Raw genomic sequence first — 25,470 nt, 5'->3', positions numbered from 1 at the left:
GGGTTTTTATTTGCTTGGAAGCTGTGACTCTAAATGATGATTTTCATACGAAAGTTATTGCGAAGGAATGCAAAAGGAATGTAAATATGCTAAAGTTTCATCAAGAACATTTTATGTGTTCCTTTATATTGAATATCCATGCGACTACATAAATGAGCATTGGTTCACAAGGCTACAATAACAACAAGGGATGTTCCCTTGGTCAAAAAAAGGAGTTGTGATCCTCATGCAACAAGCTAAGCTGGAAACCCGTTTGAATTTTGACAATAGTTATGCACGTCTGCCGCAAACATTCTACACAAGCCAGGGAGCGGAGCCAGTTGAATCACCGGATCTGCTTATCTTCAATGCTACGCTTGCAACAGAACTTGGCTTGAACGCCGAAGCGCTGAACACACAAGAAGGTGCCGCCGTATTTGCAGGAAATGTAACCCCGCAAGGAGCTGAGCCTCTCGCTCAGGCCTATGCAGGTCATCAATTTGGCAATTTCAACATGCTGGGTGACGGACGGGCATTGCTTCTTGGTGAACATATTACCCCACAGGGGGAGCGCGTAGATATTCAGCTCAAAGGTTCGGGAAGAACTCCATACTCTCGCGCAGGGGATGGACGTGCCGCAGTTGGACCAATGTTGCGTGAATATATCATAAGTGAAGCGATGTATGCACTCGGCATTCCAACCACACGGAGTCTGGCAGTTGTGTCCACAGGAGAGCATATCGTCCGTGAATCAGAACGACCGGGTGCCATACTGACACGAGTAGCTGCCAGTCATATTCGAGTAGCGACGTTTCAGTATGCAGCGCGTTGGGGATCGAAAGAGGAACTGAGAACTCTCGCAGACTACACATTGGAGCGACATTTTCCCCAGGTTGAAGGAGATGAAGATCGTTATCTTCGATTGCTTCAGGAAGTGATCAAGCTTCAGGCGGCACTTATTGCGCAGTGGCAGCGAGTTGGCTTCATTCATGGCGTGATGAATACGGACAATATGGCGATCAGTGGAGAAACGATTGATTACGGACCATGCGCTTTTATGGATGCTTATAATCCGAGTACGGTGTTTAGTTCAATTGATAAGCAAGGTCGTTATGCATATGGCAATCAACCGTATATTGGCGGATGGAACTTGGCACGTTTTGCCGAGACACTTATACCGCTGCTGCATGAAGACGAGGAGCAGGCCGTGCAAATCGCACAGGATGCCATCGCGCAATTCTCAGAGTTGTATCATCATCACTGGTTATCAGGCATGCGAGCCAAATTGGGACTGTTCAATGAAGAAGCGGAAGATGAAACTCTAATTAAAGAACTTATTGAACTGATGGATAAACATTCCGCAGATTTTACGAACACGTTCGTGGCACTGACGCTAGGTACCTTGGAAGGAACCAACCTGAATGGAGTACCTGAGTTTAACGAGTGGTATTCACGTTGGCAGTCCAGATTAGAGCGACAGTCCGAAACAAAAGATGTAGTTATACAACAAATGAAGAGTAACAATCCAGCAGTTATTCCTCGGAATGATCGGGTAGAAGAAGCACTGGAACGAGCTGAGAATCATGGAGACTATAGTGTGATGCAACAACTTCTTGCAGTTCTGCAACAGCCTTATGCGTATACACCAGAACAGGCTGACTACGCTACCTTGCCGGTTTCATGTGATCCGTCTTATCGCACATTCTGCGGAACCTAAAATGAAAGTTTTCTTGAGAGAGCTGCCTTTGGCAGCTTTTTCATTACGACAATCCATATTTACATGAGCATCAGATTGCGTAGAAAGCCTATGGTTGCTATCACGAGAATTGAACATGATAACGATATAAGCTGGTTTCAACTATGCATCCGTAGTTCTGTTCAAAGATTGCATACTTGGCCTTGCAATGACTCAAACGTTCGGCTATACTTGCTATAAATTGAATACATGAATCACGTTGATAGAGCGCAGTAGCGGCTTTGTCCCTGTTACAGAAAGTCAGGGGTTGATGGAACCTGATACATACAAGGGCTGCGAATTACACTCTGGAGTACTTGGGTAATGCCAAGCGGAAGGGCAAACGATATATTGCCGAAAGTGGTATGGATAGCGTGTTAAGGTGGCGTGTTATTCATGCAATTTGGGTGGTACCACGGTTATGATAATCGTCCCTGTGTCTAATGAAGACAAGGAGGCGATTTTTTTGTGTCCAAAAAAGCCGTTCCAGCGTGTAATTTCGTAATTTGACGTAGATCATGACTGAATCTTGAGGATAGAAAAGGGGTTATACAAATGAATATTATTGATGAACTAGAGTGGCGCGACGCCATTAACCAGCAGACCGATGCAGAGGGACTACGTGAACTGACTGAAACCAGATCAGTCTCCTTGTACTGCGGCGTTGACCCTACGGGGGACAGCATGCATATCGGACATTTAATTCCCTTTATGATGCTGAAACGTTTTCAACTGGCAGGACATCGTCCAGTCATTCTGATTGGTGGAGCTACAGGTACGATTGGTGATCCAAGTGGTCGTCAGGCAGAGCGTTCTTTGCAAACGATGGAGCAAGTGCAGGAGAATGTGGATGCACTGACAACGCAGATGAAAAAGTTGTTTGTAACAGACGGTGATAATCAAGTTCGCATGGTGAATAACTACGATTGGACGCACAAAATCAATGTGATTGAATTCTTGCGTGACTACGGCAAAAACTTTAACCTCAACACAATGCTCGCTAAGGATGTAGTTGCGAGCAGACTGGAAGGCGGAATCTCGTTCACCGAGTTTTCCTACCAGATCCTTCAATCGCTCGACTACCTGCACCTGTTCCAGAACGAAGATGTACAGCTTCAAATCGGCGGTTCTGATCAATGGGGGAATATCACGAGTGGTCTTGATTTGATTCGTAAAAAAGAAGGATCTGAAGCGAAGGCGTACGGTCTGACCATCCCGCTCATGCTCAAATCCGACGGAACCAAATTCGGTAAAACAGCTGGCGGAGCAATTTGGCTTGATCCGAACAAAACGACACCATTTGAGTTCTACCAGTTCTGGGCGAATACAGATGACCGTGATGTCATTAAATACTTGAAATACTTTACTTTCCTGAGCAAAGAAGAAATTGAAGCTTTGGCTGAAAAGGTAGAGACAGAGCCGCACAAACGTGAAGCACAGAAAGCACTCGCGGAAGAAATGACGAAATTCGTTCACGGCGAAGAAATGCTGGAACAGGCTAAGCGGATTACAGCAGCGCTGTTTAGTGGAGATATCCGTTCCCTGACAGCCGACGAAATTGAGCAGGGCTTTAAGGAAATGCCAACATTTGAAACGGACGGCGAAGCGAAAAATATCGTGGACTGGCTCGTGGATCTGGGGCTGGAGCCATCCAAGCGTCAGGCACGTGAAGATGTCACTAAAGGTGCAATCTCCATGAATGGTGAGAAAATTACGGAGCTTGAATTCACGGTGTCGGCAGAGCATGCGATTGGTGGTAGATTCATCATTATCCGTAAAGGTAAAAAGAACTACAGCCTGGTTAAACTCCAATCATAGTGTCTGAGTATTAGAACGTAAAGAGATGTATCAGACTACATCACAACACTTAAACAGAAACAAAAAGACCGTCTTCCATCTCTGTCAGGCGACAGAGCGGAGACGGTCTTTTGTATATCAGGTCATTGCTTGACCTATATTATTGATTAACAATCGCTGTGATCTCTTCATCCAGATCAAGTCGTACGTTCTCACGGTACGCCCGGATGTTGTATTCACTGTGCAGGTAGCGAAGAATCGCTTCAATCATATTGGACTCCACCAGATATTGACTGCGGCCTTGAATCCAAACTTCAGCGGAATAACCTGTATCTTCTTCCCAGCTCAGTTCTACGTTCACATCGGTTGGACGTACACCCTTACGTTCTGCCATATGAATACAGATTGCATTCACAATTTCATCCATGCTCAGAACCATAGAGATTAGTACCGTCCGTTTCTGTTGCGATCATCATCACGATCATTGCGACGGTCATAACGGCCATCCGCTGCAGGTTTACGACGATTGGAGATGGCTCTGAAGAGTGCCATAGCCAACATAACGATCAACATAATTGCTGCAACGTTCACGAGCAATCCAAGGATGTTACCCAGGGCGCCCATGCCACCGAACAATCCGCCGAACATCATACCAGCAAGACCACCAAGCATCATGCCTTTCATGAATCCGCCGCCACCGCCGAAGAATCCACCACCACGAGTTGCAGCTGCACCAGTACCGGAGTTATTGCCGGAATTGGATTGGTTCACGTTACTGTTGGAGTCGGATTTCTTAGGTGTATTGTTATAACTTTTCGTACCGGATTTGAATCCGCCACCACGTCTTGCATCCGCAGAATCCGGATTTGTTACTCCCACTGTTGCGAACAATAATGTAAAGGCCATAAATACCATCATTAGATGTTTAACTCCAAATTTTTTCTTCATTGTAAAGATCGTAACCCCCCGATTAAATTGTTTGAATCGCCCAAAATGGGCCTTACTCATGTAATACGGTCGACTTGCAGGAACGTTTCAAATTTTATTAAATTTCTGAAACGCTTGGACTTGGGTCTTGAATTGCAGCTTGGCCATCAAGCAATTGGGTAACCCAGTTACACCATTCCAGGCCTGTTTGCGCATGCATTAACCCCTTTTGTACCAGGATGTAGCTTCCAAAATCTCGGTTGCCTACACGAAGATTATCCAGAGGTATACGTGATTTCAGTTCCTCGAAATAACGTATGCGTTCCATAAACCAGCTTTTACGCTCATTTAGAATGCGTCTCATGCTTCCGTCTTCCGCAATGCCAACACACAAGATACGCAAATTAAATTCATCGCGCGTAACCGGTGCGGTAACAGGAGTAATCATCCATTCCAAGAGCTTTTCAATGCCTTTTTCCGTAACTGCGTACATTTTCTTGTCCGGTTTGTCAGACTGTTGTACCCAGCGGGAGGCCAATAACTCATCGTTTTCCATCTTGGACAGGAGTGGGTAGATCTGGCTGTGCTTAGCCTGCCAATGAGGCTGGATTTTCAGCATCAGATCATAGCCCGATGACTCCTCGCGGGTAAGCAGCCCGAGCAATCCGTAGGAAAGTATGTTCATGCACATGTCTCCTTAATATTAGGGCTGGGTCAGAGAAAATAATCAATTTTGCTTTCTTTGACCGCTTTCATAAAAGTGTACACTGAAACTGTATGGTTTGACAACCTGACAGAGCAACTGCCTCAATTTAGACAAAAAAAGTGCGAACCATAAGGTCCGCACTCCAAACCATTTAGAGAGATGCCTGTTGTCCATACCCCTCAGCGACAAGATCAAGCTCACCTGTAGCAGAATCGATAACCATGCCGTGGACGGGTACATTGGGAGGAAGTAGAGGATGCTTCTTGATCACTTCCACAGTATGTTTTACCCCTTCTTCGACGCTGTCAAACCCGCGCAACCATTTTTGCAAACGGATGCCAGAGTTCTCAAGGGTTGTCATGACTTCTTCAGATACGCCACGTTCAACCATATGTCCAATCATCGTCTCTGCGTGAAGGGAAGCCATACCGCATTCCGTATGTCCGACAACCAGAACTTCATCTGCACCCAGTTCATAGATGGCGACAAGCACACTACGCATTACACTGCCGAAAGGCTGAGAGATAATCGCGCCTGCGTTTTTGATGATTTTCACATCACCGTTCTTCAGATTCATGGCCTTGGGCAGCATTTCCACCAGACGTGTATCCATACAAGTGATGATAACCATCTTTTTGGTTGGAAACTTGCCAGCCGTATACTTTTCGTATTCTTTAGTCTCGACAAATGTTTTGTTGTAAGCCAAAATCTCTTGAATGTTGTTCATGTCCATTGCCTCCTGTTATCCAATACGACGAGCACGGCCACTTGCATTTGATGCAGCTTGTCCTACGCGCCTTTGCTTTAATAGTATATCACGGTCAGCAAATGGCATTACTCCAATCTTTTGAAGCAGAATAATGCAATTTGCCTCTGTTAAAAGTTGATTATACTCAATGGGAAAAGTATCATCAATAGGGTATGACATTTTTTTTGAAGAGGTGAACGATAACAATGGATAAACAAACACAGGAACATTTGGAATCCTTCCGTAATTTGGCTCGTAAAATTAAGAGCTATCATGAAGCCATTGGTTTGCTTCACTGGGATCTGCGCACAGGTGCGCCGAAAAAAGGCGTTCCGACTCGCTCGGAGACGCTGGGTATGCTGTCCACCGAAGCATTCAAGCTGCAAACCTCGGCTGACATGAAGACCTACCTGGATGCATTAACCACTCCAGCGGTATTGGAACAACTCGAAGATATAGATCGTCGTCTGGTTGAAGACTGTAAGAAAGAATATGATCGCAGTCAGTCTGTACCACCTGAGAAAGTACAATCATATACCGTGCTCACGGCCAAGTCCGAAACCGCATGGGAAGATGCCAAGCATAACAGTGATTTCGCAGGGTTCTCACCTTATCTGACAGATATCGTTAAGCTCAAACAGGAGTTTATTGATTATTGGGGTGTGAAGGATACACGGTATGATACGTTGCTTGATATGTATGAGCCTGATCTAACCGTTGAGAAAGTGGATGCTGTGTTCGCTCGCCTCAAAGCACGTTTGGTGCCTCTGCAAGAGAAGATCAATGCTTCAGAAAACAAGCCAAATACAGAGTTCTTGAATCAGTTGTTTGACACCGAGCAGCAGGAAAAGTTCAGTCTGTTCATCCTGGAACAGATGGGATATGACTTTGAAGCCGGACGATTGGACGAGAGTGTTCATCCTTTTGCAACGGGCCTTAACCCGGGTGACGTGCGAATCACGACACATTATCTGCAAGATGATGTAGCAAGCGCAGTCTTCAGTTCACTGCATGAGGGCGGGCATGCCCTGTATGAACAAAATATTGATGAGAGTCTGGCGGGTACCCTTCTTGCCGAAGGAACGTCCATGGGTATTCATGAGTCCCAGTCCCGTCTTTGGGAAAATATGATTGGTCGCAGCCTGCCATTCTGGACACGCTATTACAAAGATTTGCAGCAGCATTTCCCGCAACTGAGCGAGGTTGAGCTGGAAGATTTCTATCGTGCAATCAACCGAGTGGAGAGTTCACTCATTCGGATTGAAGCCGATGAACTGACCTATAACCTGCACATTATTATCCGGTATGAAATTGAGAAAATGCTGTTTAACGATGGTCTAGAAGTGAAGGACCTGCCGGAAACCTGGAATGCAAAATACAAAGAATACCTCGGTATTATGCCAACGAATGATGGAGAAGGAGTTCTTCAGGATGTTCACTGGTCTGGTGGAGACTTCGGTTACTTTGCATCGTATTCTCTGGGTAATATGTATGCAGCTCAAATTCTACATACATTGCGCAAGGAAATGCCGGAGTTTGATACCCATATTGCAGAAGGTAATCTGATTCCAATCAAGGAATGGCTTACAGACAAGATCTATCGATATGGCAAAAGTCGTACACCTTCCGAATTGATTGTTGCCGTAACGGGTGAAGAATTGAACCCGGATTATCTGGCCGATTATTTGGAAGCCAAATATGCCGAGATTTACAAGCTGTAACATACAATAAATAGCATATTTAAACAATGTTTAGAAGAATGGAGAGTCGGGCATGAATGCCCGGCTCTTTTTTGTATTCAAGTTCTTAACCTTTTGTTGGGCATCAGCATATCCATAATAGAGAGAAACTGCTGAAACCAGTGAAGGAGGGAAACAACATGAAATACACGCCATGGTTCGTCCGGGGCATCGTTATTCTGCTAATTATCATTGTGGCACTCACCAGCTGTAATAAGGAAGAGAATGAAGCCAAGATTACGATTGGCGAAGTGACTCGTTCGGTATTTTACGCACCGGAGTATGTGGCGGTGGCTCAAGGTTTTTTTGAGGAGCAGGGACTTGAGGTGGAGATTCAGACGACTGCTGGCGGTGACAAAACGATGGCGGCATTGCTCGCAGGTTCAGTGGACATTGCGCTGGTAGGTGCAGAGACGTCCATATACGTCTATCAGCAGGGAGCGGAAGATCCAGTCATTAACTTTGCCCAACTCACCCAGACGGATGGTACTTTTCTGTTCGCACGTAACCCGGAAGGCAGCTTCGATTGGGAGCAATTGAGGGATTCCACGTTTCTCGGACAGCGCAAAGGCGGCATGCCGCAAATGGCAGGGGAGTTCGCACTGAACAAACATGGCATTGATCCGCAAAGTGATCTGGAGTTGATTCAAAATGTGGACTTTGCCAATATTGCGTCTGCTTTCGCCTCAGGCACGGGAGATTATGTTCAACTGTTTGAACCTCAGGCATCCATCTTTGAACAAGAAGGTCGGGGCAAGGTTGTTGCATCGTTTGGCGCAGAAGGTGGTCATCTGCCTTACACGGTCTTCATGACGAAACAGAGCTATCTTAACGACAACAAGGATATCGCGCAGAAATTTACGAACGGTCTGCATAAAGCACAAGCATGGGTAGATTCCCATACGGCTGAAGAGATTGCAGAAGTCATTACTCCTTTCTTCAAAGACATCGATCCAGCCATTCTGGTCAGCAGTGTGAACCGTTATAAGGAACAGGGCAGCTATGCAACAGATCCGATCATTGATGAGGAAGAGTGGAACAATCTGCTTGATGTCATGAGTGCTGCCGGAGAATTGAAAGAACGCGTGGAGTTGAATGTCATTGTGGATAATGTCTATGCGGAAGAAGCTACGATATCGAAGTAATGGGGTATTCAGGAAAGGAAGTGAGCAGAATGCCTGAATCCGAAAGTGTGATCCGACTGGAAGGGATCTCTCAAGTATACGTCAGCGAGCGGGAAGCTTCCTTGGTGATTGAGGACTTGAGTCTGGAGATCCAAAAAGGGGAGTTCGTCAGTCTGGTTGGACCGAGTGGATGCGGTAAAACGACATTGTTGTCGATCATCGCCGGGCTGCTCACACCCACCCGAGGAGAGGTTAAGGTTAAAGGCAAACTCGTTGGCGGCCCCTCAGCACAGATTGGTTATATGCTTCAACAGGACTATCTGTTTCCGTGGCGGACCATTCTGGACAATGCATTAATCGGTCTTGAACTGACAGGCAGACTGGATGAACGGAGCCGTGAGAGTGTACGGGAACTGCTGGTAAGTATGGGGTTGGCCGGAACGGAGAATCAGTACCCTTCAGAGCTTTCAGGAGGAATGAGACAGCGAGTAGCCCTAGTGCGCACGCTGGCAACCGATCCGGGGATTTTATTGTTGGATGAACCATTCTCAGCACTTGATTATCAAACCAAGCTGCAATTGGAGGATCTGGTCTCGGACACGTTAAAACAGTTTGGCAAAACATCCGTTCTCGTCACTCATGATTTGTCTGAAGCCATTGCGGTCAGTGACCGCGTCATTGTACTGGATCGCAATCCAGGCCGGATCCGTCGTGAATTTATCATTCCCGATGGAATTCGCAAATCTCAGCCGTTTCATGCTAGGGAGCAAGAAGGATTCAATGAGCTGTTTCAGGCGTTATGGAGTGAACTGGACCAGTCCGGGGGAGGTGAGAAAGACGCGTGAATCAAACGAATCCGAGGCAGGAAAAGCGTGACGAGTGGATGGGACAGCTGCATCGGAATCATATTCAGCAGGTGGCCAGATGGAGACATCAAGTGCTTGCTGTACAGTTATCCATGCTAGTATCTATGTTTTTGCTGTGGGAACTGGCGGGCAGACTACGTTGGATTGATGTGCTTCTATTCAGTTATCCGAGCAAGATTTTTGCTCAGATCGGTAAGGACATCGCCAGTGGCGAGTTGTGGGCGCATGTTGGGGTAACCGTAGGGGAAACGGCAGTTGGTTTTTTGCTGGGTACACTGGTGGGAACCTTACTTGCGGTCTTAATTTGGTGGTCTCCTTTTTTGTCCAAAGTGCTGGACCCCTATATGGTTGTATTCAACAGTATGCCTAAGGTAGCGCTTGGTCCGATCTTTATTGTGATGTTCGGCGCAGGTTTTACAGCCATTGTCATGACCACGTTGTCCATCACGGTCATCATCACGACACTGGTGGTGTATAACAGCTTCAATGAAGTCGATCCCAATTATATTAAAGTCATTCGTACGTTTGGTGGGGACCGTTCCGAGATTTTTACAAAAGTCGTATTGCCTGCTTCTTTTCCGGCGATTGTATCGACCTTGAAAGTCAACGTAGGCATGGCCTGGGTGGGTGTCATCGTTGGTGAGTTTCTGGTCGCCAAACAAGGGCTCGGTTATCTGATTATTTACGGATTCCAGGTATTCAACTTCACACTCGTATTATCGAGTCTGTTAATTATTGCTGCAGTTGCAACAGCCATGTATCAACTTGTCGTCTATGCGGAGCGCAAATTGTTGGCTGGTCGCAGGTGATTTGGCCGTGTTTTATTCGTACTATGAACGTTTATAATATGTATACAATTTCACAAGGGGTGTCACGTTGCCCGATACTGTAAAATCAAGTACCATATTTAGTATGAATATTCCGCGCAGATCCGGAATGAATGCGATGATTGGAGAAGAGGGCCTTGAGGTTCTGTCGCAACGATCTAACTTGCCAGCGTCCCTCATTCGGGGCGTGTTGCTGTGACCGGCATGCATGCGCATGTCGGTTGGTGTCGTCTAGTTTACAGTTGGATGAGCCATACTAGTCATGATAAATGAATGAGGCGATGAGCTGGCTAAGAACTTTTTTGCAGCTTAGAGGAGATGGAATGTTAAATGGGTTTTAGGGTAATTAAAACCGCAATCGCCGCATTAATGGCCGTATTGATTGCGGACTGGTGTCGCTTGCCGGGACCAACATCAGCGGGATTGCTTGCGATTCTTGGTGTGGATGTGACGAGAAAACGAAGTATTCGCACCATATCGGCGCGGTTCTTTGCTTCAGTAGTCGGACTTTTATTTGCAAGTGTACTTTTTCACTTTTTAGGCTTCCATTATTGGGTGCTGGCCGTATACATATTGATCGCATTCCCGGTTATTGTTCGGGTAGGCTTCAAGGAAGGCATTGTAACAGGTTCAGTTGTGGTGTTTCGGGTGTTTGGCGGCGGAGAGATGGACGTGCATGTCATCCTCGTGCAAATTGCTTTGCTGCTGATTGGTCTTGGTTCAGCAATGGCAGTTAACCTGGCTTATATGCCGGCAGCCGATCCACAAATGCTGCGCATCCGCAAACGAATCGATGAACTCTTCTCGAAGATCTTCAAGGAATTCGCGGCCACGCTACGTAATCCCAATGAAGCTTGGGCGGGGAGAGAATTGATTGAAGCAGATAAAGCAATTCTGGGCGGCATTGATGCAGCCAAGCGTTCGCTGGAGAATCAGGTGATTCATCCGAATGAGGAATGGAGTGTCTACTTCTATATGCGCAAAACGCAGCTGGACTCCATCCAGCATATGATGCATCTGGTGTCCCAGATTTATGAGAAGATGCCACATGCGGAAATGGTATCGGAACTATTCGATCAGCTTAGTCAGGATGTACTTACTGAATCCTACACCGGACGAACTGAAAAACTTCTTGCGGATGTGCAAGAAGAATTCAGACGTATGGAGTTGCCGGATACAAGGGAAGAATTCGAGATTCGCTCCGCAATTCTCCAGCTGTGCCGTGAACTCGCGCTGTATCTGAAAGTCGCAAAGAAGGACAAAGCGCCGTCCCCAATCTCGGACCGGTCCCAATCTACAAACGAATAATAGAAAATAGTTGTCACCCTAGACGAATGCCCTGCATACACTTGTAGTGAATGATTGTATGGAGGAGGTTTAAAGATGTCATTGAGTCATAAACATCAATGTAGAGAGATTATCACGAAGGCGATCTGCGGCAAAGGTCGTAAGTTCTCTACCGTAACACATACCGTGACTCCGCCAAATGGTCCGACAAGTATTTTGGGGGCTTGGATTATCAACCACCAATATGAAGCCGTATCAGCGGGTGACGGAATTGAAGTTATTGGTACTTACGATATCAACATTTGGTATTCCTATGACAAGAATTCGCAGACGGATGTAGCCAAAGAAACGGTGTCGTATGTAGAACATGTGCCTTTGTCCTATCTGGATCCGAAACACCGGACTTCCACAGTAGAGGTATCTGCGGATGCAACGCAGGAACCTAGCTGTGTGGAAGCCACAGTATCAGCAGGTGGAAGCAGTGTAATTATCCGAGTAGAACGGGAATTCGCTGTGGAACTCGTTGCCGAGACTAAAGTTTGTGTGAAGGTCTGCACAGATGGTTGCGGTGATTACGAAGACAAGGACTATGACTTTGGCAGTGGCGATGGAGATTATGACGATCTCGATCCTGATCTGCTCGACGATGAGCTGTGAGTTTGACGCCTGTATTTGATAACCTAAGGTATCATATGCGCCAGAAGGCGCGGTGAAGAGGGCGTAAGCCCTCTTTCTTCTTAAATATTAAAAAATGGGTGGTAACGAGCCTCGCAATGTGCCTGGAATACCTTTCACGTGAAGGCTCCGCATTGCGGGGTTATTTTTATTTTAGTTGCATGATCTGGGAGGGGGGACGTAATGAATGTGATGGAGCAAGCGGAGGGAGCGCTACGGCGATATGAAAATATGACCTCTGCTCAACGTACAGAACGGTTGAAACAGGCAGGCATTGAAGTATTGTCACTACAGGATCGGCGCAAGCGTGAACCCGGTTTGCGTGTACGCTACGATGTAGAGATAAGCTGTTTGCAGGCAATCCGGATCAAGCGTAAGGATACTAGCGGCATGGGAGGGACAGAGGAAAGTCTGTTGGAGCGTGAAGCGAGTTCAACCTTGTTCAAGCGTGTTGAACGACTTGCGATTAAGACGTTGTATACGCTAGGACTGGATCATGGATCTGTTCGAATGGAATCCTCCGGTAACGGCGGTTGTGCCGTGATTTCGATTGATCCGTGCCCCTGGAAAGGGGTGACCAATCTTGCTGCTACCTACAGGGAAAGCTGGAAGCAACAGCAGGAACTGCTGGATGAGGAACGTAATCATAGACCCACGCCTATACTAGGTATGGACCCTGAGTTTCTATTGGTACAAATGCCGGAATCCAAAATCGTACCCGCCTCCAGATTTCTGGAACGCACAGGAATGGCAGGCTGTGATTCTGTGACGATTGGTGGCAGGCGCATATACCCGATTGCCGAATTGCGGCCCGCTCCCAGCTCCGAGCCGCGTGAGTTACTGGCTCATCTCATGAGGGCATTTGCAGCGGCTTCTCGCAGCATCAGTGATCACTCACTCATCTGGCAGGCAGGAGGGATGCCACAGCGTGGGTTACCTTTAGGCGGTCATATTCATTTTAGTGGCGTGAATCTCACCGGGGAACTGCTCCGTGCACTGGACAATTATCTGGCTTTGCCGCTGGCATTTCTTCAAGACCCGCGTGGATCGGGGAGACGGCCACGTTATGGAGCGCTTGGTGATTTTCGCCTGAAATCCTACGGTGGTTTTGAGTATCGTACGTTACCCAGCTTTCTTGTGTCGCCCCTCGTTGCGAAAGGCGTTGTGGCCTTGGCAGGTCTGATTGCGAGCGGGTATACTCAATTACGGCAACGTCCGTTGGAGAAAGCTGAGGTTCATACCGCTTTCTACGAAGGAAAGCGCGAAGTGATCAAGGAATACATCCCAGCTCTGGTAGATGATCTGAAGAGGTTGGATGGCTATGCACGTTATGAACGGTATGCGTCACCGTTACTCCTTCAATTAAAACTGGGAAGAACCTGGGATGAGAGCCGCGATATTCGCAAACTCTGGAATATTCGGGCAGGTTCATGAAGAACGGACGTTTTTTTGATATAATAAGAAACAAGTCTTTTTAAGTGCGTGTTCAAAAAGAACGGTTTTCAGTACCGAGAAGATGGGATGAAGCTAGAAATGGAGTAGCGGAGCGTAGGCAAACTACGTGAGCAACTACATTGTTTCCGAAGGAAACAACCCTCGTAAGCACCCGCTTATTTCGGCTGAATGCCATATTCGACGCTGATGATGCCACTAGGCATCCTTCGTAATCAAAAGCGGACTTTTTGAACAACCTTTATAAGTGAGAGCTACGGAAGATATGGAGCAGCAACCCTTGAAGGAAGTGGCGAATAGCCAAAACATAAGGCGGAGGCGCAAACACAGTGCCTGACCGTCTTATTGTCCTTCCAGGACGCGTTTCTTCCTGACATTATAGGAACGGGATGGAGGATATTCATCATGGCTCAGTATACGCCAATGATTCAACAATATTTGCAAGTGAAGGCCGAAGCACAAGATGCTTTTCTATTTTTTAGACTGGGTGACTTCTATGAATTGTTCTTCGAGGATGCGATTAATGCTTCCCGTGAACTTGAGATCACGCTGACCGCACGCAACGGAGGCACGGATGACAAAATTCCGATGTGCGGTGTACCTTATCATTCGGCTGACAATTACATACAGCGTCTGATTGAAAAAGGATATAAAGTCGCGATATGTGAACAGATGGAAGATGCAAGTGTAACCAAAGGCATGGTACGACGTGAAATTGTACGTGTGGTTACACCCGGAACGGTGATGGAAGGCAAAACGTTGGGGGACAAATCCAACAACTACATGGTGTGCCTTACAGGTAATCAAAATACGCTGGCGCTCGCGGCCTGTGATCTGTCAACGGGTGAGTTGTATGTGACATCCGTACCCTATTCCAAGGAATGGCTCAAGGATGAAATCGGCATCTACGAACCATCGGAGCTGGTGGGGGATGTAGCGCTGCTTGAAACGGTAGAAGCCGAGGCGTCTCCAATCGGTCGCCCTGTGGTCTACACGTCGTGGACAAAAAATAAGGAAGATTTGGTCCGCCAACAGTTTGGCGAGGCTGTGTGGGCAAGATTAGAGCCTGAACGTCAAGCGTGTATTGCACGACTTTTCTCCTATCTGAGTGAGACTCAGAAACGTTCGCTCGGACAATTAACACAAATCTCAACGTATGAGCCGGATCATTACATGATCTTGGACCCGTTTACCCGCCGAAACCTGGAATTGGTGGAAACCGTGCGTGAGCGCTCCAAAAAAGGTTCATTGCTCTGGTTGCTTGATCGGACCGAGACGTCCATGGGTGCAAGAATGCTGCGTCGCTGGGTCGATAAGCCATTGTTGCAAAAAGGGAAGATTAACGAGCGTCTCGAAGCAGTGGACACGCTGTACAACCAGTTTATATTACGTGAGGACCTGCGGGCAGAACTCAAAGACATCTATGATCTGGAGCGCTTGGTAGGTCGAATTGCGTTTGGTAATGCCAATGGTCGTGATCTGAATGCGCTCAAGTCATCGCTCGAGAAAATTCCAGGGCTACGCCAGCATTGCGCTGGATCTTCTTCTGCAACACTGCAGCATATTGCCGAAACGATGGATGATTGCAATGATCTGCGTGAAGCCATAGGGCAAGCCATTGTGGACGAGCCACCGGTATCGGTAAGGGACGGAGGCCTGATTCGTGAAGGGTATCATGAACGTCTGGATGAATTGCGTGAAGCTTCGGTTAACGGGAAACAGTGGATTGCGGAGTTGGAAGCGCGAGAGCGTGAGGCGACAGGCATTCGATCGTTGAAGATTGGATATAACAAAGTGTTTGGTTATTATATCGAGATCACCAAGTCCAATCTGTCCGCGTTGCCAGAGGGACGTTATGAACGTAAACAGACACTTGCCAATGCAGAACGATATATTACGCCGGAGTTGAAGGAAAAAGAGACGCTGATTCTCGAAGCTCAGGACAAAATGGTTGATATTGAGTACGGTCTGTTCGCAGAGCTGCGCGAGCGATTGAACAAAGAGATTGCAAGACTGCAGAAGCTGGCGGAACAGGTTGCAGAGATTGATGTATATCAATCTTTTGCGGTGATTAGCGCTGAGCGTAACTTTGTACGGCCTACGCTGACCGACGGTTATGACTTGGTTGTGGAAGAAGGACGCCATCCGGTCGTCGAGGCGGTTATGCGAGACGGCGCATTTATTGCCAATCAAACGGCAATGACCAAGGAAGAGGCACGTATTCTGCTGATTACCGGTCCAAATATGGCTGGTAAGAGTACGTATATGCGACAGGTCGCTTTAATCTCCATTTTGGCGCAAGTGGGTTGTTTTGTACCTGCGGGTCAGGCCGAAGTGCCGATCATGGATCGTATTTTCACACGCATTGGTGCCGCGGATGATCTCATTGGCGGACAAAGTACATTCATGGTGGAGATGGCCGACATTCAGGTTATGACGGATAAAGCGACACCGCGCAGTCTGATTATTATCGATGAATTGGGACGGGGAACGTCAACCAGCGAAGGCATGGCCATTGCTCAGTCTGTTATTGAATATGTACATGATATTATCGGCTGTAAAGCCCTTGTATCGACTCACTTCCATGAACTTGCTCATCTGGAGGAGAGTCTGGACAAGCTGGCAAACTACTCGATGGCAGTACAGGAGAGCGGCGACAAGGTTAATTTCCTGCGTAAATTGATTGCAGGAGCAGCCAGTAGCAGTTATGGTATCTATTGCGCTCGTCTTGCTGGTCTTCCTGATAGCATTATTGAGCGGGCGAATGGATTGTTGCATGGGTTCGAGCATGCAGCTGCGCAGGTAGCGGTGGGCAGTGAGTATATCGGTAGCGAGAAGCAGGAAGCAGGACTGAATGTCAAAGGTGTAGAATTCCAGCACACGGATTCAGCACCATTGATTCGGGAGCGTGACACTGTGGAAAGTACAGATTACACACCTTCTATTGAAGATTCAGCCGGGAAGCAGCATGCTAAGAAACTGAACGGCAAAGGACAGTCCAATGCGAGCCATTCGGATGTTGTTCAACTGTCCATCTTTGGAGATGATGAGCCGAGTGTGGCAACGAAAGCGGATGTAGTTGCGGTGGATAAACCAGCGCGAGAATTCATCCGTACGATGAAAGATATCGATGTCATGAATATGACGCCTCTTCAGGCGATGCAGATATTGAATGATCTCAAATTGAAGGCACAGCAATTATCCTGAGTATAAGGGAGGGGAAAACCTGTGGCGAAAATACATGTGCTTGATGAACATATTGCCAACCAGATCGCGGCGGGTGAGGTGGTCGAACGACCTGCTTCAGTCGTCAAAGAGTTGCTCGAAAACTCGGTGGATGCAGGCGCCACCAAGATTGAAGTGACGGTGGAAGAGGGCGGACTCCTCAGTATTCGTGTCAAAGACAATGGTTCAGGTATTGAGCCAGAGGATATGGAAACGGCCTTTTATCGTCATGCGACCAGCAAAATAGCCCATGGCCGAGATCTGTTCCAGATCACTAGTCTTGGATTCCGCGGAGAAGCCTTGGCGAGTATTGCAGCCGTATCTAAGGTAGAGGTTCTATCGGCAAGTGGTAATGACGGGCGGGGGCGCCGCATCGTAATTGAAGGCGGGAACCTTCGCACTCATGAAGATGCAACCTCACCCCAAGGTACAGATTTTGCAGTGAGAGAACTATTTTACAATACACCTGCCAGACTCAAATATATGAAAACGATCCAGACGGAACTGGGACATATATCAGATGTCCTTTACCGTATGGCGATGTCTCATCCAAACATTTCGTTCCGACTGCGCCATAATGAGAATGTGTTGCTTCAGACGTTGGGTAATGGCGATCTGCTGCAAGTGGTTGCAGCGATCTATGGGACAAGTGCTGCGAAAGCGATGCTTCCCATTCAGGGTGAAAGTCTGGATTACCGGGTGAGCGGGCTGATCAGCCTGCCAGAATGGACACGAGCGAATCGTAATGGTATGTCAACGATTGTTAATGGGAGATTTGTTCGCAATTACGGTCTCAATCAGGCGATTCTCAAAGCCTACCATACCTTGCTGCCCATTAATCGCTTCCCGCTTGTCGTAGTGCAATTGGAGATGCATCCGTCCCTTGTGGATGTGAACGTGCATCCGGCCAAGCTGGAGGTACGCTTCAGCAAGGAACCGGAACTGTATGAATTCATAGAGACGACATTACGAGGGATACTCCGGCAGGAGGTATTGATTCCACAGGTCAAAAAGCAGCAGATCCGACGCGGAGACGATAGTTCCTTTATCCAGGAACAATTCCTCTTTCCACGGGGTCCTCTGAAAGATGCATCTGATGCAGAAGGATATGGACAACAAGGTCCACTCGGGAAACCTGCTAGTGCGCTGCTGAAGTTGACTGCGGAAGATGATGATCTGGATTTGGATGCTCCGGCGGATGTGACCACAGGACAGCCAGTATCTGAACAGGGTCAGTCGGTGCCGTTGCCCGAAGCTCCACCTGAGATTACACACGCCCCTGAGCAGTTAGAAAGTTGGAACGGGGATATTTTGCAGAAGATTGCTAGTCATGACGGGGTGCAGACATCCGTTAACGTACAAGAAGGCACTAAGGATGTAAGTACAAGTACAAGTTCTACCGAAACTGTTCCCAAATATGACCTCTCTTCTCAAGATGGTGGGGATCGTGGAGCAACAGAAAAACCGTTGGCTGAAGGTAAACCAGCTACGTATCGCTCCGAATTCGTAAATTCACCGGTTAGGGAAGCTCGGACAACAACCTACAACCCGTCTTCAGTTACGCGAAGTGAACGGACGTGGAAAACTTCAGGATTGCCTGATGCCACTAAACTTGCTGCTGCCATTAAATCAGATGCATCCATGCCTGCATTTCCGGAGCTGAGTCTGATCGGACAGCATCATGGTACGTATTTGATCGCGCAAAATGACCAAGGTTTATATCTGATTGATCAGCATGCCGCTCATGAACGTGTCAATTATGAGTATTATTACGAGCAATTCGGTAACCCTGCCCAGGCCTCACAAGAGTTACTGCTGCCGATTACGCTGGAGTTTACACCTTCGGAGACGGAAAAGCTGAAAACAAGACTGGCCTGGTTCGAGCAGGCGGGTGTATATTTGGAGCATTTCGGTGGACAGACGTTCCGTGTGCGCTCCCACCCGTTCTGGTTCCCCAAAGGGGACGAGAAAGACATTATTGAAGAAATGTCCGAATGGGTACTTAGCGAACGCAGCATAGATGTGGCCAAGATGCGAGAAGCTGCATCCATTATGTGCTCCTGCAAGGCGTCTATCAAAGCCAACCAGAAGCTGACGGATCAGGAGGCAGAAGTGCTGATTCAGCGTCTGGGTTCATGTCGTCAGCCCTACACTTGTCCACATGGGCGGCCGATTGTGATTTCATTTTCAACATATGATCTGGAAAAATTGTTCAAACGTGTTATGTAGCTATTTAGGAGGAATCTATGTATATTACAACCGGTGAAAAGGAAGCGGCTTTACTTGTGGAGCGGGCCCGAAACCTTGCTGAAACAACAGGGGGGACTTACGTGCGCCGTAATAAAATGTCTCTGCCCATGATGATTGAACACTATGAGGCGGAGGAGGTTCTGGTTGTACTCCAGGGTAAAGTGCGTCTATTTCGGAAGGATTCACCGTTGCTGGAGTTCCACCCCAGCATGGGATTTGTTCGTGCCAAACGTATATTGCGAGGAGAACCTGATCCACTGCTGGAGGCGGGGGCGGTGAATGAAGGGGATACTATCATCGATTGTACAGCCGGACTGGGCACGGATGCACTGGTGTTCTCGGTTGCGGTGGGCAAAAGTGGACGGGTGATTGCATGTGAGAGCTCTCTTCCGCTATATACACTATTAGTGGAGGGCATGTCTCAATATGAGACGATCAAGCCAGCGGTAAATGAAGCTTTCCGGCGTATTGAGCTGCATCATGCGAATCATCTCGATTTGCTTCGATCGTTGCCAGATCAAAGCTGTGATACCGTATATTTTGACCCCATGTTCCGTGAACCGATGATGGATTCAAGTGCTATACAGCCCTTGCGAGATTATGCGAATGCCCACGCGCTGGATGAACAGAGCATTATGGAAGCGAAACGGGTTGCCCGTAAACGGGTAGTGATGAAAGAAAAGCGCGGCAGCGCGGAGTTTGACAGGCTCGGATTTGAAATACTTGATCGGGCGAATGCAAAAACCCTGTACGGAGTGATTAATGTTGAAAGCGGAAGTTAAACCAAAACCTAAACTGCTTGTGCTGGTTGGACCAACAGCAGTAGGCAAAACGAGATTGAGCATCGAGCTTGCCCAAGCATTTAATTGTGAAATTATCTCAGGGGATTCGATGCAGGTATATCGTGAAATGGATATCGGAACAGCCAAGATTACATCTGAAGAAATGAAGGGTGTACCCCATCATCTCATTGATATCCATGAACCGGAGTATCCGTATTCTGTGGCCGAGTTTCAAGAGAGTTGCACACGATTGATTAGTGAAATCCACGAACGCGGTAAAATGCCTTTTATTGTAGGTGGCACCGGTCTATATGTGGAATCAGTATGTTACGGCTTCCAATTCTCGGATAGCGGTTCGGATGATGTATTCAGGGAGCAACAATTTAGCTTTGCGGAGCAACATGGAGCACAGGCCCTTCATGATCGTTTGAGGGAAGTTGATCCGGTTAGTGCGGATCGTCTGCATCCGAATGACCAGCGGCGAATTGTACGTGCCCTTGAGATCCATCACCTCACAGGCGAGAAGTGGTCTGATCAGCTGGCAGTACAGAAGAAAGAGTCGCCCTATGACCTTCTTATTGTTGGTTTGACGATGGATCGCCAGAAGTTGTATGCCCGGGTGGAAGAGCGGATTGACCTGATGATCGAACAAGGTCTGGTGGATGAGGTGAGATCTCTGTTGGAACGTGGAGTGGCGAGAGGTCATATTTCCATGCAAGGACTGGGTTATAAGGAGATTGCAGCGTTCCTGCAAGGAGAAGTGAGTTGGGAAGCTGCGGTTGAGTGGTTGAAGAGAGATACACGTCGTTTTGCCAAACGTCAGCTTTCCTGGTTCCGCCATATGAAGGATATTGAATGGGTGGACATGACGGATACCGAAGATTTTGAAGGAAACTACAAGCAGGTAAGTGACTTGATTACACGAAAATTTAACTGATTTTCATAATTATAAGTATTGATCAGTACGCTTGGAGTAGATCACGACATCTGAACCTCTATCTTTTTGATATTTCAAAAGGTAGAGGTTTTCGTTTATTACTAGAACAAATGGAAGTGAGTATAGGTTCATCAAACAAGCAAGAAATGTGCTGAGAAACGAAGATTTTGTCCCTCTTTTGCAAATCTGGCAAGCGGTGTATAATGGATAAGTCTTCTAGTTGTACTCCAAGCCAAGATTGGGTGCAAAATAGCAGACAAGGGGTTTTTGTGGATTATATGAAACTGTTCATGATATAATAGCACGAAAGCTACTCAGCGATATTGAATATTACTTGAACACGAATTCAAATGAACCAATGGGGGTACGGCTAATGAACAAGTCCATCAACATCCAAGATACGTTCTTGAACCAACTGCGGAAAGAGAATATTCCTGCTACGGTCTATCTGACCAATGGCTTCCAAATCCGCGGGACGATCAAGGCATTTGACAATTTTACGATCGTCATTGACAGCGACGGACGCCAGCAAATGGTCTACAAGCATGCCATCTCCACGTTCACGCCGCAACGCAGCGTATCGCTGATGCAGCAAGATAACAGCGGCGAAGCTTAAAAAATTACGAAACCTTTTCACCAACCATTTCGTCTACAAGTATAGGTATTGAAACAGAGCAACCTGAATAAAGGGTTGTTCTTTTCATTCCGGGCAAAATATGTGTAATATGAGCCTGAGCCAACAGACGAATAGAAATTATGCAACCGAAAGGGAGTCAGGAGGTAACATGCCAAACGATCCGTTGTCGAGGTCTAACAATCGCAACAACAATAACAAGTCACCCAAAAAAGCGAAGCCAAAGACCTCTAAAAAGAAAAAAATTACGGGTAAACGCGTTGGATGGACACTGTTTTTCACAATGGCAATCGCCATATTCTGTGCACTTGGCGGATATTTATTTATTATGGTGAGTGGCGAAAATCTACTCAAAGCCAACATGGACAAAACCACAATTAATGAAACTTCAAAAGTATATGATCGCAACGGACAATTAATGGGGGAGCTGTCCATTCAGAAGCTGGAACCCGTCAATGAGGATGATATTCCTGAGCTGGTGAAGCAAGCCTTTGTTGCAACGGAGGATAAACGATTCTACGATCATCAGGGCGTGGATATCTGGTCCATTGGGCGTGCGGCGGTTAAAGACGTCATGGCCCGTTCTATGGTGGAGGGTGGTAGTACACTAACCCAGCAGCTTGCCAAGAACATGTTCTTGTCTCGTGACAAGACGTTCTTCCGGAAAGCAACGGAAGTATCGATTGCAATGGCATTAGAGCGCAAGTACACAAAAGACGAGATCCTGACGATGTACCTGAACCGGATTTTCTTCGGTCATCAGCGTTACGGGATTAAAGCAGCATCTGAATTTTACTTTGGACAAAAAGATTTGAGTCAGTTGAAGCTATGGCAAATCGCGACCTTAGCAGCTATGCCTAAAGGCCCTTCTGCCTACAATCCGGTGAGCAATCCAAACGATTCCAAAGCACGCCGTGGTGTGGTATTACAGCTGATGTATGAACAAGGCTACATTACCAAGGCGGAGATGGATGAAGCAAAAGAGATTAACTATAACTACAAACGACCAGAGAAAGAGAAGAAGTATCAAGCCTTTATTGATTATGTGCTCCGTGAAGCTGAACGTGTAACAGGCAAAACGGAAGATGATCTGAATATCGGCGGATACAAAATCTATACAACCATGGATGCTCAGGCTCAAACAGCCATGGAAACTGCTTTTACAGATGATAGTCTATTCGAGGCAAGTAAAGATGATCAACAGGTTCAAGGTTCTATGGTTATCATGAACCATGAGAATGGTAGCCTCGTTGCCCTCCTGGGTGGACGTGATTATCAGACCAAAGGTTATAGCCGTGTTACGCAGAGTCGGAGACAACCCGGTTCAGCTTTTAAACCGATTGTGTCTTATGCACCGGCTCTTGAATCAGGGAATTACAGTGCCAACTCCTCGCTGAGTAATGCGAAGCAATGTTTTGGTAACTACTGTCCTGGTAACTTGCATGGATATTCTTCAACCATCAGTATGACGGAAGCCATTACGAAGTCGGAAAATATTCCTGCAGTATGGCTACTTGATAAAATAGGCGTTAATACAGGTATTAATTTTGCCAAGAGTGTAGGTATACAGCTTGCGGATGAAGACAAAAACCTGGCGATTGCCCTTGGTGGTCTAAGTAAAGGTACAAATACATTGGAAATGGCACAAGCCTATAGTGCATTTGCTAACCTTGGAGAATACCGAGCAGCCTATTCCATTAAGGAAATTAAGGATAGCGCAGGCAAAACCACGTATAAACACGATAACTCGGACACAACGCGTGTCATGAGTGAACAAAATGCGTATCAGCTTACACAGATGCTACAGAACGTTGTTAATGACGGTACGGGACGTTCAGCGCGTCTGGATCGTCCGGTAGCGGGTAAAACAGGAACTGTTCAAAGTGGTATCTCAGGCAATAGTGCCAACCGTGATGTATGGTTCGTTGGATATACACCGGAGTGGACTGCCGCAGTCTGGATGGGGTATGACAATCCGGATGCGAATCATATGCTTAAGAACAGTAGTAAGCTGTCGGCAGCTTTCTTTGCCAAAGTCATGGGAGATGCAATGAAAGGCGTTCCCGTGAAGCAATTCAAAGCACCTGCTGGAGGGCAGGCACCTCCGCCAGTAGAAGAACCAGAGCAGCCAGCTCTGTCCGTTAGTGGTCTGAGTGGATCATACGATCCATCTGCTCAAACTGTCTCACTGAGTTGGGCTGGAACGGGTGACGCGAGCACACAATATCGTGTGTATCGTAAAGAAACTTCTGAAGCGCAGTTTACTCATCTCATTGATGCAGTAGGTGCGACCAATGCACAAGATTTAAGTGCGTTGCCTGGTCTGACCTATGAGTACTATGTGACAGCTTACGACTTGGCATCAGGACTTGAAACGGATCCTTCCAATACCATCTCTCTGATGATTGAAGCGCAGGAAGTGCCACCGGAGGAACCTGATCCTGGCATAGACCCTGGAACAGAGATAGATCCTGAGCAGCCAGGTACAGAGAATCCGGATAATGGTTCACCGGATAATGGCAACTCAAACGGAAATAACGGTAACGGGAATGAAAATGGAAATAACGGTAATAACGGAAGTAACGGAAGTAACGGAAGTAATGGCGGAAACGGCGGAAACGGTCAACCTGGGGGAGGAAATACGACCCCGCCTGGTCAGGGGACAACAGATCCAGGTGGTACCGATGAAGGTTCCGATGATGGGTCCGTAACGACGCCTGGCGAAGTTGTACCCCCCCCGGACAGTGGAACGAGTGGGGATACTGGAGGAACAGATGCACCTGCAGATTCTCAAGCTGGAACTGGCGGCTAAGCCATTGAACACTTAATAGCTACATTATAGCTACATTGAAAAACTGCTTCCCGGAAAACCGGTGAAGCAGTTTTTTTGTGTTATACGGAACCATCTTTAATAGAAGCTCATTTCATGAATAGATGGGACAAAGCTTGATTTTGAGTGTATACCTTAAATATGGTAAGCTGTAACTATTCGTAATACGTTGTGCAAGGCGGGTCCAGAGCGCTGGAACCCATCATGCGGACGTTATTACATTGTTCACCAATATGAGAGCAGGTCACGGGCCTGTAGTCGGCAAAGAGGGGTTCGTATGAAACGGAAATTCGGGGACCGCGCGAACTGGCGCCGGATTACGAACCGACAATTCACATGCCGGTTCGTTCAATCCAAAATTTTCACAGGTTATATTACGTTGTACACCATACAGGATTTGAAAGAACCTCTGTGGAAAACATATGGAGGTAGTACCTTCTGTATCGCAGATAAAGGTTATTCTTGGCTGCAATACTATCCGAAGGGAGAACACTTTGTAGTTACGGCGATGTTTGACGATCAGGAACGGATTGTGGAATGGTACATTGATACATGCCGTAGTCAGGGGATAACCGATCAGGGTGTGCCTTGGTTTGATGACCTGTATCTGGATGTCGTGGTACTGAAAGATGGAGAAGTATTTTTGCTGGATGAAGATGAGCTTGAAGATGCACTGTCACGGAAGCATATAACGACGGGTGATTATGACTTGGCGAACAAGACAGCAAAAGAACTGCTTCATGCCATTGATGCACATGTGTTTCCGTACTTTCAGTTATCGCTGAAGCACAGGCAGAGTTTGTTTGAGAACGGAGAGTTTCGAAAAAACATTCAGATTTGAGACATGTACTTATCCGCAGAATTCTTCATGATCCTTCTAATATTGGAGCACCTGATAGAATACATTAATAATCAGGAGAGTTCAGCCCGATAAAATAGAGGTGATGGCG

The 25,470-nt window shown here is 47.0% G+C and carries 20 protein-coding genes and 1 other annotated feature; of the genes, 16 read left to right on the top strand and 4 right to left on the bottom strand.

The annotated features are described in order from the left end of the window. The first annotated feature begins 226 nt into the window (after nt 1-226). Both HF638_RS15980 and tyrS read left to right on the top strand, forming a co-directional pair. On the top strand, nt 227-1,696 hold the full coding sequence (locus HF638_RS15980) for a protein adenylyltransferase SelO (protein ID WP_169481079.1): 1,470 nt from the start codon (nt 227-229) through the stop codon (nt 1,694-1,696). Nucleotides 1,697-1,925: 229 nt separating this feature from the next. Next, nucleotides 1,926-2,153 (top strand) — a binding site (T-box leader). Nucleotides 2,154-2,269: 116 nt separating this feature from the next. Then, a complete protein-coding gene (gene tyrS / locus HF638_RS15975) occupies nt 2,270-3,532 on the top strand; it encodes a tyrosine--tRNA ligase (protein WP_169481078.1) in 1,263 nt (420 codons plus the stop codon). Between the two features lie 139 nt (nt 3,533-3,671). Here tyrS and HF638_RS15970 read toward each other — a convergent pair whose 3' ends face one another. The 4 genes from HF638_RS15970 to HF638_RS15955 form a co-directional block, all read right to left on the bottom strand. After that, nucleotides 3,672-3,950 carry a YxcD family protein gene (locus tag HF638_RS15970; protein WP_017687903.1) on the bottom strand — a complete coding sequence of 93 codons (279 nt, stop codon included), beginning with the start codon at nt 3,948-3,950 and terminating at the stop codon, nt 3,672-3,674. A gap of 5 nt (nt 3,951-3,955) precedes the next feature. After that, a complete protein-coding gene (locus HF638_RS15965; RefSeq protein WP_169481077.1) occupies nt 3,956-4,459 on the bottom strand; it encodes a hypothetical protein in 504 nt (167 codons plus the stop codon). 97 nt (nt 4,460-4,556) lie between these two features. Next, on the bottom strand, nt 4,557-5,123 hold the full coding sequence (locus HF638_RS15960) for a PadR family transcriptional regulator (RefSeq protein WP_169481076.1): 567 nt from the start codon (nt 5,121-5,123) through the stop codon (nt 4,557-4,559). A gap of 172 nt (nt 5,124-5,295) precedes the next feature. Next, the gene (locus tag HF638_RS15955; protein WP_169481075.1) at nt 5,296-5,871 is read right to left on the bottom strand and encodes a beta-class carbonic anhydrase; all 576 of its coding nucleotides are present in this window, start codon (nt 5,869-5,871) and stop codon (nt 5,296-5,298) included. 227 nt (nt 5,872-6,098) lie between these two features. On the opposite strand from HF638_RS15955, the gene HF638_RS15950 reads away from it, so the two are divergent. From HF638_RS15950 to HF638_RS15885, 14 genes are all read left to right on the top strand, one after another. After that, entirely contained in the window at nt 6,099-7,613 is a 1,515-nt protein-coding gene (locus HF638_RS15950) for a carboxypeptidase M32 (RefSeq protein WP_169481074.1), read from the top strand. Nucleotides 7,614-7,771: 158 nt separating this feature from the next. Then, a complete protein-coding gene (locus HF638_RS15945) occupies nt 7,772-8,776 on the top strand; it encodes an ABC transporter substrate-binding protein (protein ID WP_169481073.1) in 1,005 nt (334 codons plus the stop codon). 29 nt (nt 8,777-8,805) lie between these two features. Further along, nucleotides 8,806-9,600, top strand: coding sequence for an ABC transporter ATP-binding protein (locus tag HF638_RS15940; RefSeq protein ID WP_169481072.1), 795 nt, complete (start codon nt 8,806-8,808; stop codon nt 9,598-9,600). 38 nt (nt 9,601-9,638) lie between these two features. Continuing rightward, nucleotides 9,639-10,430: an ABC transporter permease gene (locus HF638_RS15935; protein ID WP_062836083.1), complete on the top strand. Its 792-nt coding sequence runs from the start codon at nt 9,639-9,641 to the stop codon at nt 10,428-10,430. A gap of 348 nt (nt 10,431-10,778) precedes the next feature. After that, nucleotides 10,779-11,756 (top strand): aromatic acid exporter family protein, encoded by a 978-nt coding sequence (locus HF638_RS15930; RefSeq protein ID WP_169481071.1) that lies wholly within the window; start codon nt 10,779-10,781, stop codon nt 11,754-11,756. Nucleotides 11,757-11,831: 75 nt separating this feature from the next. Continuing rightward, on the top strand, nt 11,832-12,392 hold the full coding sequence (locus tag HF638_RS15925; protein ID WP_062835006.1) for an outer spore coat protein CotE: 561 nt from the start codon (nt 11,832-11,834) through the stop codon (nt 12,390-12,392). Nucleotides 12,393-12,593: 201 nt separating this feature from the next. Next, the gene (locus HF638_RS15920; RefSeq protein WP_348982111.1) at nt 12,594-13,844 is read left to right on the top strand and encodes a putative amidoligase domain-containing protein; all 1,251 of its coding nucleotides are present in this window, start codon (nt 12,594-12,596) and stop codon (nt 13,842-13,844) included. Between the two features lie 423 nt (nt 13,845-14,267). Beyond that, complete coding sequence (gene mutS / locus HF638_RS15915; protein WP_169481070.1) at nt 14,268-17,069, top strand: DNA mismatch repair protein MutS; 2,802 nt, start codon at nt 14,268-14,270, stop codon at nt 17,067-17,069. 21 nt (nt 17,070-17,090) lie between these two features. Further along, nucleotides 17,091-19,316 carry a DNA mismatch repair endonuclease MutL gene (mutL, locus tag HF638_RS15910; RefSeq protein WP_169481069.1) on the top strand — a complete coding sequence of 742 codons (2,226 nt, stop codon included), beginning with the start codon at nt 17,091-17,093 and terminating at the stop codon, nt 19,314-19,316. A gap of 17 nt (nt 19,317-19,333) precedes the next feature. Next, nucleotides 19,334-20,119 carry a class I SAM-dependent methyltransferase gene (locus tag HF638_RS15905; protein WP_036613556.1) on the top strand — a complete coding sequence of 262 codons (786 nt, stop codon included), beginning with the start codon at nt 19,334-19,336 and terminating at the stop codon, nt 20,117-20,119. Further along, a complete protein-coding gene (gene miaA, locus HF638_RS15900; RefSeq protein ID WP_169481068.1) occupies nt 20,100-21,056 on the top strand; it encodes a tRNA (adenosine(37)-N6)-dimethylallyltransferase MiaA in 957 nt (318 codons plus the stop codon). Before HF638_RS15905 ends, miaA begins: the two co-directional genes overlap by 20 nt. 373 nt (nt 21,057-21,429) lie before the next feature. Further along, complete coding sequence (hfq, locus tag HF638_RS15895) at nt 21,430-21,672, top strand: RNA chaperone Hfq (RefSeq protein WP_017687918.1); 243 nt, start codon at nt 21,430-21,432, stop codon at nt 21,670-21,672. A gap of 169 nt (nt 21,673-21,841) precedes the next feature. Beyond that, a complete protein-coding gene (locus tag HF638_RS15890) occupies nt 21,842-24,502 on the top strand; it encodes a PBP1A family penicillin-binding protein (RefSeq protein ID WP_169481067.1) in 2,661 nt (886 codons plus the stop codon). 295 nt (nt 24,503-24,797) lie between these two features. Beyond that, on the top strand, nt 24,798-25,361 hold the full coding sequence (locus HF638_RS15885; protein WP_062835000.1) for a ribonuclease FAU-1 family protein: 564 nt from the start codon (nt 24,798-24,800) through the stop codon (nt 25,359-25,361). The last annotated feature ends 109 nt before the right edge of the window (nt 25,362-25,470 follow it).

It is taken from the genome of Paenibacillus sp. SZ31 (assembly GCF_012912005.1).
Classification (GTDB): Bacteria; Bacillota; Bacilli; order Paenibacillales; family Paenibacillaceae; genus Paenibacillus.
Note: the sequence above shows the minus strand (reverse complement) of the source record. Positions and strands in the feature narration are given on the sequence as shown.